This is a genomic window from Nocardiopsis metallicus, assembly GCF_014201115.1.
GTDB classification, from domain to species: Bacteria; Actinomycetota; Actinomycetes; order Streptosporangiales; family Streptosporangiaceae; genus Nocardiopsis; species Nocardiopsis metallicus.
This window is the reverse complement of the sequence record NZ_JACHDO010000001.1, coordinates 7,705,548-7,720,152: the sequence shown is the minus strand read 5'-3', so window position 1 is coordinate 7,720,152 and position 14,605 is coordinate 7,705,548. Positions and strand designations below refer to the sequence as shown.

General features: G+C 70.8%; 6 protein-coding genes. 3 read left to right on the top strand and 3 right to left on the bottom strand.

The window, feature by feature from the left end; translation table 11 throughout:
- Nucleotides 1-122 precede the first annotated feature (122 nt).
- Entirely contained in the window at nt 123-2,546 is a 2,424-nt protein-coding gene (locus HNR07_RS33875) for a protein kinase domain-containing protein (RefSeq protein WP_184371099.1), read from the bottom strand.
- Between the two features lie 881 nt (nt 2,547-3,427).
- Between HNR07_RS33875 and HNR07_RS33870 the strand changes: the two genes are divergently transcribed.
- Entirely contained in the window at nt 3,428-5,065 is a 1,638-nt protein-coding gene (locus HNR07_RS33870; RefSeq protein ID WP_184371096.1) for an MATE family efflux transporter, read from the top strand.
- A 59-nt stretch (nt 5,066-5,124) separates the two neighbouring features.
- On the opposite strand, the gene HNR07_RS33865 is transcribed toward HNR07_RS33870, so the two are convergent.
- On the bottom strand, nt 5,125-7,701 hold the full coding sequence (locus tag HNR07_RS33865) for a serine/threonine-protein kinase (protein WP_184371093.1): 2,577 nt from the start codon (nt 7,699-7,701) through the stop codon (nt 5,125-5,127).
- Between the two features lie 1,770 nt (nt 7,702-9,471).
- Entirely contained in the window at nt 9,472-9,750 is a 279-nt protein-coding gene (locus HNR07_RS33860; protein ID WP_017582025.1) for an ArsR/SmtB family transcription factor, read from the bottom strand.
- A gap of 244 nt (nt 9,751-9,994) precedes the next feature.
- On the opposite strand from HNR07_RS33860, the gene HNR07_RS33855 reads away from it, so the two are divergent.
- Together HNR07_RS33855 and HNR07_RS33850 are read left to right on the top strand one after the other, a co-directional pair.
- Nucleotides 9,995-11,041 carry an LLM class flavin-dependent oxidoreductase gene (locus HNR07_RS33855; protein WP_184371088.1) on the top strand — a complete coding sequence of 349 codons (1,047 nt, stop codon included), beginning with the start codon at nt 9,995-9,997 and terminating at the stop codon, nt 11,039-11,041.
- 581 nt (nt 11,042-11,622) lie between these two features.
- Nucleotides 11,623-14,526: an ABC transporter substrate-binding protein gene (locus tag HNR07_RS33850; RefSeq protein ID WP_221319019.1), complete on the top strand. Its 2,904-nt coding sequence runs from the start codon at nt 11,623-11,625 to the stop codon at nt 14,524-14,526.
- The last annotated feature ends 79 nt before the right edge of the window (nt 14,527-14,605 follow it).

Here is a 14,605-nt window from a genome sequence, read left to right as displayed (position 1 = left end):
AGCTCCGCCCCGCACACCCCTATCGCCCCGGAACACACCTAACGAGCGGCGGATGGTCCACAGGCGGGGAGGGCCCTCTGGAACCCGGGCCCTCCCCACCCGGGGCCCGTTGTATCGGGGGCTCAGCCCTCGTCGGCTTCGGGCTGCCCAGGAACGCCCTCGGTCCCCTCTCCAGCGCCCTGGCCGCCCTCTCCCGCCGTGTCCCCGGCCCCGCCGGTTTCCCCGGCCTCACCGCCGGCCCCCGCATCGACCTCGATCTCGTCCGCCGGGCACTGCGTCATGTCGCTGTCGCCCGGCGCGGACCCCGTCGGCAGGGCGAAGAAGCCCGAACCCAGCCGGTCTTCGTCCCGCCACTCCAGCGTGCCGTCCACGTCGTAGCAGTGCCCGCTCATGTCCTCCGCCATCGCCCCCGCGAGCGCGGACGGCCGGTAGGCCACCCCCGCCCGTTCGGGGGCTCCGTGGACCAGCACGTTGACCTCGGCGGCCGGGTTCTCCGGGCTCAGCACCACGAGCGTGTTCATCGGCTGCCCCGGCTCGCCGCCGCTCCCGCCCCTGATGACCTGCCGGTCGGGCCCGCCGTGCTCGTCGGCGCCCAGCGGCACCACGGTCAGGAAGTCCTCCGCGTACACCCGGTGGGAGCCCACGTTCGGGTGGTAGGTCAGTTCCGCCGTGAACTCGACCCCCGCGCCGGTGTCCCGCACGCCGGTCATGCACACGCTCATCACGGGGAAGGAGTCCAGGCCCGGGGGGTAGAGCCCGTAGTCCGCGGTGTCATGGTCGAGCGGGGAGACGAACGGCCAGGCCTCGGGGGCGGTGTTCGTTACTCCCTCGGGTCCCGGGGTCAGCAGTGAGGTGTACAGGTCGGGGGCGACCGCCCCGGGGTCGAAGGGCCGCCAGGGCGCGTGTGCCTCCTGTGCGCTCAGGCGTTCGGTGTCGTCGCAGGCCATGGCCTCGGGGGCGGGGGGATCGCCGGGGTCGTCCGCCTCGTCCGTCCCGGCCGGTTCCTCGGTGGGTTCGTCCGCGACGACGGTGTCGGCGGGCGACTCGCTCAGGGTGTCGAACAGCAGGTAGCCGCCGCCGAGGGCCGCGGCCATGCCGAGCGCTCCCGCACCCAGCCAGATGCCGAGCCTGCCCCTGCGCCCGGTGCCGTCGTCATCCTCGTCGAGGTCGATACCCTCGTTCCCCACGGACGACATGTCATGGCCACCGGTCTGCGAGGGACCGAACAGGTAGGTGGCGCCACCGTGCCCCGCCGTCCCCGCGCCGCGCGTCCCGGGCGCGGTCCCGCCCTGGCCTCCGGCGAGGTTTCTCGGGGTGTGCCCGTACGCCTCAGCGGCCGCTTCCGGGCCCCACTCCTCCTCCGGGTCGGAGCCCACAGCAGCCGCAGAGGGCCGACCGGAGCCCTCAGGCCCAGCACCACCTCCGCGCTCACCGGAACCAGGCGTCCCAGACGTCCCAGGGGCCCCGAGCGCACCAGCGGCAGTACCGGCCCCAGCAGTGCCGGCGGCCCCGGATGCGGCGCCGCCGTCGGCGGTGTCTCCCCTGTCGGCCTCCGGCGCTCCCCCGTTCAGCGCGCGTGCGACGTCGGCCCAGCGGGTCGGGTCGTGCCAGCTCAGATCCGGTTTGGGCCAGTGTTCGCCGATGAGAGCGCGGAGCTGGTCCGGCCAGGTTTCGGCGGTCGACTGCTCGTCGATACCGAGCAGCAGCAGGCACTCCAGGTAGGCGTCCTCGGCGGAGGGGCGCTGGTCCGGGTCGGGGGAGAAAGCACGCAGCAGCAGCGGGCGCAGCTCCTCCGGGAGCGCTCTCAGGTCGATGCGGGCCTCACGCGCACGGCGGGCCATCTCCCACAGGATCTGCCCCGGGATGCGTCCCGGGGTGTGTCCCGCCGGGGAGGTTCCGAACGGCGGCTCACCGGTGGCGGCGAAGACCACCAGGCACGCCCAGCCGTGCACGTCGGAGGCCCGGGTGGCGGCCGAGCCGTCGTAGCTCTCGGGCGCCAGCCAGCCCAGGCTCTTGGAGCTCTGTACGGGCGCCGCGTCGTCGATCCGCCGGGTGACCCCGAAGTCCAGCACCTTGGGCCCCTCGGCGGAGGCCACCACGTTGCCGGGTCGTACGTCACCGTGCACGGTGTCCGCCGCGTGCACGGTCGCCAGGGCCTCGGCCATTCCGGCGGCCAGCACCAGCAGCGCCTCCCCGCCGAGGCGACCGTGCGCCCGCACGTGCTGTCCCAGACCGAAGCCGGGGACGTACTCGATCGCGGACCACGGTCTGCCCTCGTGGCTGCCGCTGTCCCGCGCACCCACCGCGCACACACCATCGGCCGGACGCACGGGGGCGGACTCGTCGCTCGCGTCGGCTTCGGGAGCCCACTCGGCGGCGGCGATCTTGAGGGCCATCGGCTCGTGGTCAGGGGAGACCGCGGCGAACAGGGTACTCATGCCATCGGCACCAAGGCGCCCGATCAGCCGGTAGCGGCCCACCTGGAGCGGGTCGCCGTCGGTCAGCGGGGTGACGTTCGGCGGCAGAGCAGGGAGGGTGAAGTCCATTGGGGGCAGCTTTCCACACATCAGGGACGGTTGTGGTGGGCTGTGCCGGGATAGCACATTCGATCCCGTGGTTCTGCGAATCTACCTAATTTGTGAGGCACCCGATGCCGTGATCCCCCTTTTCCCGGGGTCGTCGGGACCGATTCCCGGAAGCTCCGGAGCTCACCGCCAGTGCTCCGCGCGCACCCGTACGGGGAGACGGAATCGCCTGTTCACCAAGGCTCCCCGCTTCCCGGGACGCACTCCCCGAACCCCGTTCGGGCACGATGACGGCGGACCCATACAACGAACACACTCGGTGAGGACGTTATGGGAAGGAGAGGAAATCGGTGCACACCACTGTCAACCGCCCGCGCCGAGAGCGCAGTGACCGCTCCCGGCGCCCCGAGTCAGCTCGGTGACCGCCGTTCCGGCCGGGGAGGGACCAGAAGCCCCCGGAGCGGCCCGCGGGGAGAACGGGGAGAACCGAGGGCGGCGCGGGGATCCTGGCTCCGGCGGCGCCACCAACGGGGCCAGCGGGGCCAAACACATTCGCTCGCACCGCGAGTCCAGAACCACGGGAGCATCTGCAGCCAACCTGTTCCCACCGGGTCCTTCAGCAAATCTGGCAGCTCTGACCGCATCCGGCCATCCGCCGTCCCCGGCGGAACCCCCAGCCGCAAGCGCTCCCGCTTCCCCACGTCCCGGCATCGGCCCGTCCGGCCCCGCACCCATCACACGCTTTCGACTCTGACCAGCACGATACGAAAGGGTCTTCAAAAAGAGGAGGAATCTTCGATAACACCATAAATCAAACATCAAAGCAAAATACGAAGAAATAACTTCACATTCGCCCTGGTAGCTTTCTCGGCAAGCCCCTGACTGCCACCCACGAGAAGACCATGGCTGACAACAGAACCCCGAACGCCACTGATGCCATCGCCGTTCCCGCAACAGGTGACGACACGGCCCCACCGACGAATCAGACCGGGGAGGACGGCTCCGAACCCCCAGGCGAAGCGGTCTCCGGCCCCGAGCCCTCCGACGACGCGACCCCCGGCAAGTCAGCCGCGCAGGTCTCGGAGCCACCTGACGAGAGCACTTCAAGCACCTCCGCGAGCGCCCCCGCGAACACAGCCGCGGCCGCCCCCGCTCCGCCTTCGGACCCTCCCGACGAGGAGCCGCGCCCCACCTTCCCGCACCTGATGGGCAGCATCGGCGGAAAGGCCTTCCCGCTGTATCTGTCCATGGTCGCCACCGTCTTCGGGACCATGGTCACAGCGGGCGTCCTGGGTCACACCGGCACCGCCGTGCTCGCCGCCTACGCGATGACCATCGCCCTGTACAACCCCGTTTCCATGGTGATCCAGGGCGCGCTGCGCGGCTCGATGCCCTTCGTGGCGCAGAACGCCGAGGACCCGGAGGTGCTCGCCCCCACTGTCCGCAACTCCCTCTGGCTGGCTCTGTGCACGGGCCTCCTCGGCGGCGCCCTGGTGGCGGCGGTGCCCCTGGTCGCCCGGCTGATCGGAGCCCCCGAGGAGACCGTGGCGGCCTTCGGGCCCTTCCAGTACCTGATGGCGTTCGCGCTCCTGGCCAACGCCTTCCAGGCCTGCGCGACCACCCTGCTCATCGGCCTGGGCCGCTCCAAGCAGGCGATGACGGTGGGGCTGGTCGGCACCGCGCTGTCGGTGGTGCTGGTCCCCGCCCTGGTCGTGGCGCTCGGCCTGGACATCACCGGCGCCGGGCTGGCCATGCTCCTCACCGCCCTCGTGGTCATGATCGTGGCCCACACGCTCCTGCGCCGAGGCACCGTCCTGAACGGCCAGAACCTCGGCCTGGGCTCCCCGGACTGGCCCGGGGTCTGGCACATCGCCCGGGTCGGCCTGCCCATGGGCTCGACGATGCTCATCAAGTTCGGGGTGCTGGGGCTGCTCGCGATGGCGGTGGCCCGGGTCGGCGCCGCCGAGGCCGCCGCCCACCAGGTCATGGTGACCCTGGTGACCTTCGTGTTCCTGCCCGCGACCGCCGTCGGGCAGGCCGCCGTCCCGTTCATGGCCCGCGCCGCCCAGGCGGCCCACACCACCCAGACCACGCAGACCGCCAGGGACCAGGGGGACCGTTCCCCCGGGAGCGGGTTCGGTGAGGTCCGGCGGGCGATGACCGCCGGACTGGCCGTAGCCCTGCCGGTGATCGCGCTGAGCATGCTGCTGATCTGGGTCGCCGCCGGTCCGATCATCGGGGTGTTCACGCCCGACCCGAACGTGTCATCGCTGGTCACGGCGCTGATTCCGCTGGTGTTCGTGGTCGTCCTCGCCGACGGCATGCAGGCGATGCCGGGCATGGGCCTGCTCGCCCTCAAGCGCACCACCCCGACCCTGTACACGTTCGCGGTGTGCTTCGGCCTGTTGGCCCTGGCCGCCTTCCCGGTGGCCGCGGCGGGCGGTCTGGCCTGGCTCTGGTGGGCCTACGCCATGGCCAACCTCGGCCTGGTCGTCGGGCAGGGCGGCGGGTTCCTCCGTCTGACCCGAACCCGGAGCTGACCCGCGTCCGGCACGGAGCCCGGCTGGGGCGGGCGCACCGCCCCGCCCCAGCCGGGCTCCTAACTCCCCGGATTCCGTTCCCAGCCGAAGGACACACCCCGTTCGAAGGTCCACTCCGCGGTGCTCTCCCCGGCCTCCCCCTCCCAGCTCTGCCCGTTGCTCCTCTCCGTGCTCGCCCCGGAGCCCTCCGCCGGGCTCTCCCGCGAGACCCCTCCGGTGCCCTCCCGCGAACCGAGCGGTTCGGCGGCACGCGGTTCCGGCGCGCTCCGCGCGGCGAGCCGCCCGTCCGCAGACATCCCCATCCGGTCCCGGACCGTCCCGGCCCGGTCCGACGGCTGGGCCTGCACGCTTTCCCGCAACCGGATCCGGTCCGACGGGCTCAGATCGAGATCGTCCTCGGCGAAGTACTCCGGAGCGCCTCCGGCGTCTGAACGCACCTCCGGCCCGGCGGGACCAGAGCCCGCGAGGGGAGAAGGCGGGGACGGTTCCTGGGACGCGGGCGCGGTGGCCGAACCCGCCGGATGCTCCTCCGCGGGCTCGGATACCGCGTCCACCGCGTCGCCGGACCGCGTCGCGGCGCCCCTGCCCCCGTCCGGTCCGGCTGGCGGTCGCCCGCCCTTCTCCGTCCGCTCGGGCAGGTCCGCCGACTTCTCCCTCAACCTCCTGAGCGCGCGCTCGTGGTCGTGGGCCATCACCAGACCGATCCCGCCGAACAACAGCCCGACCACACCCGCCACCACGGCCAGGAGCGTCAGGCTGTTCCACACCACCCCGACCACCGCGGCCAGGGCCACCAGGGTCGCGCCCAGCCCGTAGAAGAAGCGCACCAGCAGCTTGGGGTCCCTGCGCTCCAGCCGGGCCAGCTCGTCCCGCGGGTCCCGCGGAGCCGGGTCCGGACCCGAAGCGCTCTCCTCCTGTCTGATCCGCTCGGCCAGTTCGCGGAAGTCGTCCCGGTGCGCGCGGAAGACGACGGCTTCCGGCCAGGGGTCCTCGGAGTGGCCCACGGCGCGGTACACCTGGTCGCGTTCGGAGCACTGCGCAATCCCCTCGACCGCCCAGGCCGCCAGTTCCCACCGGTCGCACCGGCTCCGGGGGTCCGTGGCCAGGACGTGGACCAGGTCGCCCCGCTGGTCCGGCGGGATCGGGGTGGGGGTGAGCCCGAACCCCTTGCCGAGCTGCTCCAGCCACGCCTCGCAGTTGCGCAGCGAGGCGAACATGGCCCTGGTCTGCCGGGCGACCCGGGCGTAGGGCTCACAGCCGCCCGTGGCCGCGCACTCGTGGTCGCTCGCCACGCAGTGGTGCCGGCTGAAGGGCTCCAGCAGGTTGCCCTGTTCCACCAGCCGCAGGAGGCGCCGGTACTCCTCTCCCCGGTAGGGCCAGCTCCGCCCGCCCCGGGTGGCGAAGAGCGCGCCCCAGGACATGTCGAGCTTGTCGAAGATCGGCGGGAGGGCCGGGTCGAGGTCGGCGATGAGGTTGGCTGCCTGGACGTCGGCGCCGCCCCAGTCCTCCGGCAGCTGGCCGATGGTCCGACGGGCCTGTTCGTGCGACTCCGGCAGCCAGCGCAGCAGGTCCTGCCGGAGCGGGGCGTTGCGCAGGAGGGCCAGCGCGGTGTTCCAGTCGCGCTGGATGTCCAGCGCGAGCGCGGCGGCGCTGGAGTAGGACTCCCCGCCGATCTCGAAGAGCTCGTCCCGGTCCGGTGGTGCCTGGGTCAGGCGGGGGATCGCGGTGATGTCGATGGTGCCGCTGCCCTGGCCGATCTGGTTCCCCAGGGCCAGGATGTCGAGGTCGGCCCGGCCGCTGTAGCCCGGCAGCCGGTCCTGGGGGTGTCCCCCGCCCGGTTCCGCCACCCCGAGGAGGGTGGCGAGGAGCCGCTGCGAGGTGGGGCGCAGCTGGGGGTCCTTGTACAGGCACCAGCGCACGATCGACGCGAGGCTGTCGGGCAGGCCGGTGAGGTCGGGTTTCTCGAACAGCACCTTGCGCAGGGTCACGGCCAGGTTCTCTCCGGTGAAGATGTCCTTGCCGGTCCCGGCGAAGGCGATCACCGACCCCCAGGCGAAGACGTCGATGGCGGGGGTGACCCTGCTGCCGAGGAACTGCTCGGGCGCCATGTAGCGGGGGGTGCCCAGGAGGGCGCTGGCCGAGACGGGGCTGTTCTCCAGGGCTCGGGCGATCCCGAAGTCGATCACCCGGATCCCGTCCGGCGCGATCATGATGTTGGAGGGTGTGAAGTCGCGGTGGACGACGTCCGAGGCGTGGATGGCGGTGAGCGCGGTGGCAGTGGCGACCGCGATCCGGTACAGGTCGCCCTCGTGCAGGGGGCCGCCGTCCTCCTTGCCCGAGTGCACGAACTGCCGGAGTGTGGGTCCCTCCACGTACTCGCTGGCGACCCACGGCGGATCGCCGTCCGGGGCCGCGTCCAGGACCCGCGCGATACAGAAGTCCACGACCCGCATGCTGTGCTCGACCTCGGCCCGGAACCGCGCGCGGAACTGGGGGTTGTCGGCGTAGTGGTGGTGCAGCACCTTGACCGCGGCGAGCTGTCCGTCCCTGCCGCGCCCGAGGTAGACCGTGCCGAACCCGCCTCTGCCGAGGACCTCCAGGAGTTCGTATCCGCCGAGTTCGTCGCCGATGTTCACAGGGGGTCTCTCCTAGCTGGGGTGAGCGCAGAGTCTTGTCGTGGGCAGGGCGTCTTCGTGTGATGTGACGCCTTCCAGGCGCGTTTGGTGCTGCGGTGCGTGCGGGACGCTCGGGCGTGCGGGGCCGCCCCGGCCGCCCGACCGCGCGACCCGGCCCCCGCCTGCGCTTCTCGGACAGTGGGCTACTCGGACGATGCCCTGGAGAGCGGCCCCCATGCGTAAGTCGCATAGAACCGCCACGGCGGGCCCGGAGAGGTCGACGCCGACCCGGCGGTCGTGCGAAGAGTGGTTGTCAGCCGCCACCAGCGGCTCGGCGTCCGTACCGGCCGTCATCCCCGCTCCCGGCCCCATCAGCGCACCAACGCCCGAACCCACAGAACCCACTTTTACCTCCCCAAACCCCGGGCGATCCCGAATCAGCTTTTTTTACATTCCTTCGGGCGGAAATAGAAAAGGTATTTCTTTTACTCCTGGCGCATCCGGGAGCGGTGATCGGAGGCAATGGCGCGACTCCGCCTTCGAGCGTCCGGTCGGCCCCCGCCCGCGCGGCGGGGAAGCGCACGTCCCCCGCCCCGGCCGATGGGTGAAGCGCCGACGTGTCGCCTCGAGGCGGTGAAATCAACGGAAACAGCCACGAACGATCCCACCCCCTCCCAAGGAGCCCCACGGAATCCCGGGCACGCACCGAGGCCGCCGACACCCCAGGGGCAACGCAGGCAGGACCGAAGCCCTGCCCGGCCACGGTTGTCCGGCTGCCACTCCATCGGCTGACCCGGCCCCTGACCACCCGCACAGACCGACTCCGCCGCCGAAATCCGCCCCGGAGGGCGCCCCGCCCCCGTCAGGCGATCACTTATGGCACCAAACCACCAACAAAGTCGGATCGGTTCGTACCCATCACCCAATACGGACAGCCCTCTTGATCAGCCCGAGCACGGCCATCGACCGCGCCGTCCCACCAAGTTCGGGAATTGCTGCGGAAAGGCTGCGGAGCGCCGCCCTCCTCGGGCATACTCAGAGCGTCGGCCACCCGACCGGCACAGGCTTTGCACCTCACGCCCGTGCCGACCGCGGTGTCCGCACGATGCATTACGTCGTTCCGTGCATTCGCCCGTTTTCAGGGACCGTCGGATGGTTCGCGTTCACCGTTCGCCGCACCTGAGAGAGCTGGGCAGAATGGTTCGGAGAGGCGATAGAGTGCATCTGCGGGGTCCCGCTTTCCCACGTTCGTCACACGAGGGAAGCGCGGGTTAAACGGGGAGATGTTTTGTGGAAGTTAATAGTCTAGGGGGACTTCCACGAAGGCGAATCCCACCCACGCGAGTGGCACTGGTTTCGGGGGAATTCACGTTCGTCAAGCACGTGGATGTGCCGCTCGCCGACAAGGGGTCTCCGACTCCTCTGCTGCCTTCCGGCCGCAAGGCCCAAGGAAGGGAAAAGGGGAACAGAGGATTCGGGGGCTCCGGTCACAAAGGGGGGTGGACGCCCCTCGCTCCTGGCACAAGGGGGAAATCCAGGACTGAGGGACGTCCTCTGCCGCGGCCCCGGTCCGGGTCGGCTCGTTCGGAGCCGCCCGTGGCCGGGTCCGCGGCCTGTCTTCCGTGATTCGCATGGCTTCGCGGCGGAGGGCTGGGCTCCGCGACCGAGGACGCCCGGGGCGTTGGACCGGCCCACACCGAAAACCCTTACCCGGCCGGGAACTCGACAAGGCCGACCTTCGTTGCGCTTCACGTGAGTGAAGATATGACGCGTCTGCGGCCCGGAGACCGCCTAGTGCCCGTCCCGGCAGCTCAGGACCGTCTCCAGCAGCCCGGGGAACCGCCCCTCCAGCTCCTGGTCGCGCAGCGAGACGAAGCAGCGGGTGCCCTCGGTCCGGTTCTGCACCAGACCGGCGTTGCGCAGAATCTTCAGGTGATGGCTCAGGGTCGACTGCGCGATCGGCAGTTCGATGTCCTTCCACGCACGCTCGCCCTCGAACTCCGCGAGCATGCACACGATCCGCAGCCGCGTGGGTTCGGCCAGCGCGGACAGGACCGTGACCAGATCCACTTCGGACAGGGACGGATGCTCATGCCCCTTGGCCGTCCCCTTGGGAGCCACGACCCCACCTCCATTTCCGCTGCCCCGCAGCCGTTTCGAGCGTCCGCCCCAGGACCGGACCGCCCCGCCGAGACCCTTCCGCCGGCCGGGCCGACGGGCGAACGGGATTTGGCGTGCGTTCAGCGGCGAGTGTACCGTCAATGTTCGATGTTCGTCGATCATCGAATAAGCCAGGCCAGTGGGGGTAACTGAGATGACGGAAGCAGCTGGAACAGCCGAGCGCACCAACCCGAAGCTCGCGCTGTCCGTCCTGGACCACGCCAGCATCGTCGAGGGATCCAACCCCGGCGAGGCCCTCCGTGACGCCCGCGAACTCGCGCAGAACCTGGAGCGCTGGGGCTACACCCGCTTCTGGCTGTCCGAGCACCACAACATGCGGGCGATCGCCAGCGCCGCCACCTCGGTCTCGCTCGGCTTCATCGCCGAGGGGACGTCCACCATCCGGGTGGGTTCGGGCGGCGTCATGCTCCCGAACCACTCCCCCCTGGTGATCGCCGAGCAGTTCGGCACCCTGGAATCCCTCTACCCGGGGCGGATCGACCTCGGTCTGGGCCGCGCGCCCGGCACCGACCCGCGCACGATGCGCGCGATGCGCCGCGACAACTCCGCCTCCTCGACCTTCCCGCAGGACGTCCAGGAGCTCCGATCGCTCTTCGAGCCCGCCAGCCCCGGCCAGCCGGTCCGCGCCGTGCCCGGCGAGGGCCTGCGGGTGCCGCTGTGGATCCTGGGCTCCAGCCTGTTCGGCGCCCAGCTCGCCGCGCACCTGGGCCTGCCGTACGCCTTCGCGTCGCACTTCGCGCCCAGCGCGCTCTACGACGCCCTGGCCGCCTACCGGGAGGACTTCACCCCCTCGGAACAGGCCGCGAAGCCGTACGCGATGGCCGGGATCAACGTGGTGATGGCGGATACCGACGCCGAGGCGAAGAACCTGTTCACCTCGCAGCAGCAGGCCTTCCTGGGCATCATGCGCAACGCCCGCGGCCTGCTCGCACCGCCGGTGGAGAGCTCGGCGATGGACACCATGTGGCGCCCCGGGGAGAAGCAGCAGACCGAAGCGATGCTGCGCTACTCCTTCGTGGGCTCCCCCGAGACCGTGAAGCCCAAGATCGAGCAGTTCGTCGCCGACACCGGCGTGGACGAGCTGATGATCTCCTCGATGATCTACGACAAGAAGGCCCGCTTCCGCTCCTACGAGCTGCTGGCCGACCTCTTCGACCTGGAGGCGCCCGCCGGGAGCTGACCGCAGGTCGAGACGAAGCCCTGACCGGGGGTATTGGTCAAGGGTGCGGGACCGGGCCAGGCAGGGCCCGGAACCGTTTCCCCGGTCACCGGGGTGCGGGGCGGGGTCGCCACAGACCCCGCCCCGCACTTGTGCCCGGACTCCGGGTTCGGGCCCCGGTCGTTCATCCCAGCCATGCGGAAGACGCATGAGGCCTGCCTGACCTGACGGGGCCGCCGTTTCCGCCGCGCCCGCCAGGTCTACACGGGCGAGCGGACTCGGGTTCGCGCTCGGGTCGTCAGCCGCTTTCCCCGACCCCGTCCGCGCCTTCCAGTTGGTCGGCGCGCCGCTCCAGTTCCTCGGACTGCCCGTCCCAAGTCGGCGTCGACCGACGAAGGCTGTGTTCGGTCCCTGTTCTCGGTCGGGCCCGAGCATGACACGGCCCGCGGCTCCGAACCAGCGCTATCGACCGCACCTGGTTCGTTACGCACAGAAACCGTCGGCTACCCTTGGCGCGACCGTCGGCGCCGCTGCCCCCGCGCTGCCCATGTTCCCGGCCTGGAAGGCAGGCTGTGCCCCTCCCCTCCCCCGACACACCCCCGATGACCCCGCTGGAGTCCTCCGACCCGCGCAGGATCCCCCCGTTCGACATCCGGGGAAGGCTGGGCGCGGGCGGTATGGGCGTCGTCTACGCCGCGATGTCCCCCGAGAACCAGTGGGTCGCCGTCAAGGTGATCCGTCCCGAGTTCGCCGATGACGAGGACTTCCGGCAGCGGTTCACCCGCGAGGTCCAGCTGATGAGCCGGATCCGGGCGCGCTGCATCTCGTCGGTGCTCGCCTACGAAACCGCCGCCGAGCAGCCCTGGTTCGCGACGGCGTTCCTGCCCGGGCCCACCCTCGGCCAGCGGGTGCGGCGACAGGGAGCACTGCCCGAGGCCAAGGCACGGGTCCTGGCGGTGGGCATGGCGGAGGCGATCGCGGCCATCCACGCGTCCGGGGTCGTGCACCGGGACCTGAAGCCGTCGAACGTGATCCTGGCCCCGGACGGGCCGAAGGTGCTCGACTTCGGGATCGCCCGCGCCCTGGACGGCACGCAGCTGACCCGGACCGGCGGGCTGATGGGCTCTCCCGGGTGGATGAGCCCGGAGCGGTTCAGCGGCGGGGCGGGGCCCGAGGCCGACGTGTTCTCGTGGGGCGCGCTCGTGGCCTACGCGGTGACCGGACGTCCGCCGTTCGGTACCGGCTCGGCCGAGGAGCTGATGTTCCGGCTGCTGAGCGGTGAACCGGACCTGAGCGGGGTGCCGGAGAGCCTGCGCGAAGTCGTCACCCGTGCCCTGGCCAAGGATCCGGCGGACCGGCCGACCGCAGCGGAGCTGGTCCGGGCTCTGGCGGCCGGGGGCGGTGAGGGCCCTGTTCCGGATTCTCCGCACGAGATGGCCACGATGGTCGGCGCACTGATCGACCAGGACTGGTCCGGGACGTCCCCGTCTGTCGCTCCGGGTGCCTCTGTCTCCCAGGCTGCCCCGGCTACCCCGGCTCCGGGCGCTCCGGGGACCGGAAGTGTTCCAGGCGCTCCGATGACCGGCCCCAATCCAGGCCCTCCGGCGACCGGATCCTCACCCGACCGTTCGCACGCCTCCGTCCCGCATGGCCCCCACACTCCACCAGGCCCCCACAGGCCAACAGGTCCCCGTGCCCCTTCGGGTCCGCACACGCCCGCGCGCCAGCACACCCCGCAGGGTGTACAAGCACCCCCGGCCCCTTCCCCGGGCGCCCCCAGGGCGAAAGGCTCCCGCCTGCTGGTGGGGCTTGCGGCCGCCGCCTCCGCCCTGCTCATGATCGGCGGGGTGACCGGTTGGCTGCTGCTACGCGAGGGCCCCGACCCCACCGGTGATACGAGCAGCGGCGAGCAGGCCGCCGGGGACGGGGGCCCGGGACTCCCAGCGGAGGCGGCCGAGGACCAGTCCGATCCGTTCGTCTTCGCGACCGCCGAGAAGATCTCCAGCCCCGACCCGTTCCTGGCCAGCGACGAATCCACCTTCCGCTTCAGTCGGCAGGTGTTCGAGACCCTGCTGCGCCACGATCCAGCCGACGGTCAGATCGTCGGCGGCCTGGCCGAGAGCTGGGAGCACTCCGACGACGGTACCGAGTGGACCTTCCACCTGCGTGAGGGCGTGCGGTTCCACGACGGTGACGAGCTGGACGCCGCGACCGTCTGCGCCAACTTCGACCGCTGGTACAACATCGACGGCGTCTACCAGCAGACCAAGTACACCCGCCACTGGCAGTCGGTGTTCGGCGGGTTCGCCGAGCAGACGGGGTACAACGAGGCAGAATCCAACTACCGTTCCTGCCGAGTTGTTGACGGCCTGACCGCGGCCATCACCGTCAACGAGTACACCCCGGCTCTGCCGGGCGGCTTCACCTATGCGTCCTTCGGCATCATGAGCGCCTCCGCCGTGGCGGAGTTCGCGGACGAACCACTCATAGGCCCCCTCGGCGATTACTCCTCGAACCCGGGGGCCCTGGCCGGGACCGGGCCGTTCCGGATCAGCGAGTGGGACCGCTGGGAGGCAGTGGTAGCCCTGGAGCGGTTCGACGAGCACAGGGACGGCTCCGCGGGGGTCGACACCGTCATCATGCGCGGTATCCCCAACGATGCCGCCCGCCGTCAGGCTCTGGAGTCCGGGGAGATCCACGGCTACGAGCGCGCGCTCCCCGAGGACGTCGCCCAGCTGGAACGGGCCGGTTTCCAAATGCCTTCCCGTGAACCGCACAGACTCTTCTACCTGGGCTTCCAGCCGGAAGCGCACGAGGCTCTGGAGGTTGCGGAGGTCCGTGAAGCCCTGGCACGTGCCGTCGACCGTCAGAGCATCGTCAACACGGTCATGAGCGGAGACGGCGAGGTCCCCGCCCAGCTCGTGCCCGAAGCCGTCAACGGAGGGTCTCCGAACGCACGTACCATCGAACACTCACCGGAAGCGGCCGAGGGACTGCTCGCGAGCACAGGTCACGGCGACCTGACACTCGACCTGTGCTATCCGAACGACCTCTCTCAAGTCTTCCTGCCCGACCCCGAGGCGACCCAGAACCTGATCACCCAGGACCTGGAGGCCATCGGAGTGACGGTGGAGCCGGTCGCCCAGTCATGGAACGACTTGTCCGACAGCGTCCGGGCCGGAGACTGTGCGCTGTACCTGCACACGGCGTGGGGCAACCAGAACGACACCCTCAACTTCCTGAACTCCTACCTCTTCACCCTCGACCAGTTCTCCGAGGCCGGGGCCGACGATCTCGCCGAGGCCTTCGACGAGGCCCGCAGCCTTCCCGGCCAGGAGCAGCGCCGCGCCGCCTACGAGGAACTGAACGAGCAGCTGATGGAGTTCTTGCCGGTGCTGCCGATCGCCGCTTTCTCTGACGCCACTGTCTACTCGAAGGAGATCGAACCACCGCAGGCGGGCCCACTGCCCGGGCACGAGAACTTCGCCGAGATCTTCTGGAAGTAACCGGGCGGCAGGTAGCCGGGGCGAGGGGCGGCCGCCCGAGTCAGGCGCCCTCCCCTAGAGCGACGAACGTCCCCCGCTG

Excerpts from the sequence above, each read along its gene's own strand:
- HNR07_RS33855 (WP_184371088.1), top strand. The coding sequence starts at position 9,995 with ATGACGGAAGCAGCTGGAACAGCCGAGCGCACCAACCCGAAGCTCGCG.
- HNR07_RS33850 (WP_221319019.1), top strand. The coding sequence starts at position 11,623 with ATGACCCCGCTGGAGTCCTCCGACCCGCGCAGGATCCCCCCGTTCGAC.
- HNR07_RS33875 (WP_184371099.1), bottom strand. The coding sequence starts at position 2,546 with ATGGACTTCACCCTCCCTGCTCTGCCGCCGAACGTCACCCCGCTGACC.
- HNR07_RS33870 (WP_184371096.1), top strand. The coding sequence starts at position 3,428 with ATGGCTGACAACAGAACCCCGAACGCCACTGATGCCATCGCCGTTCCC.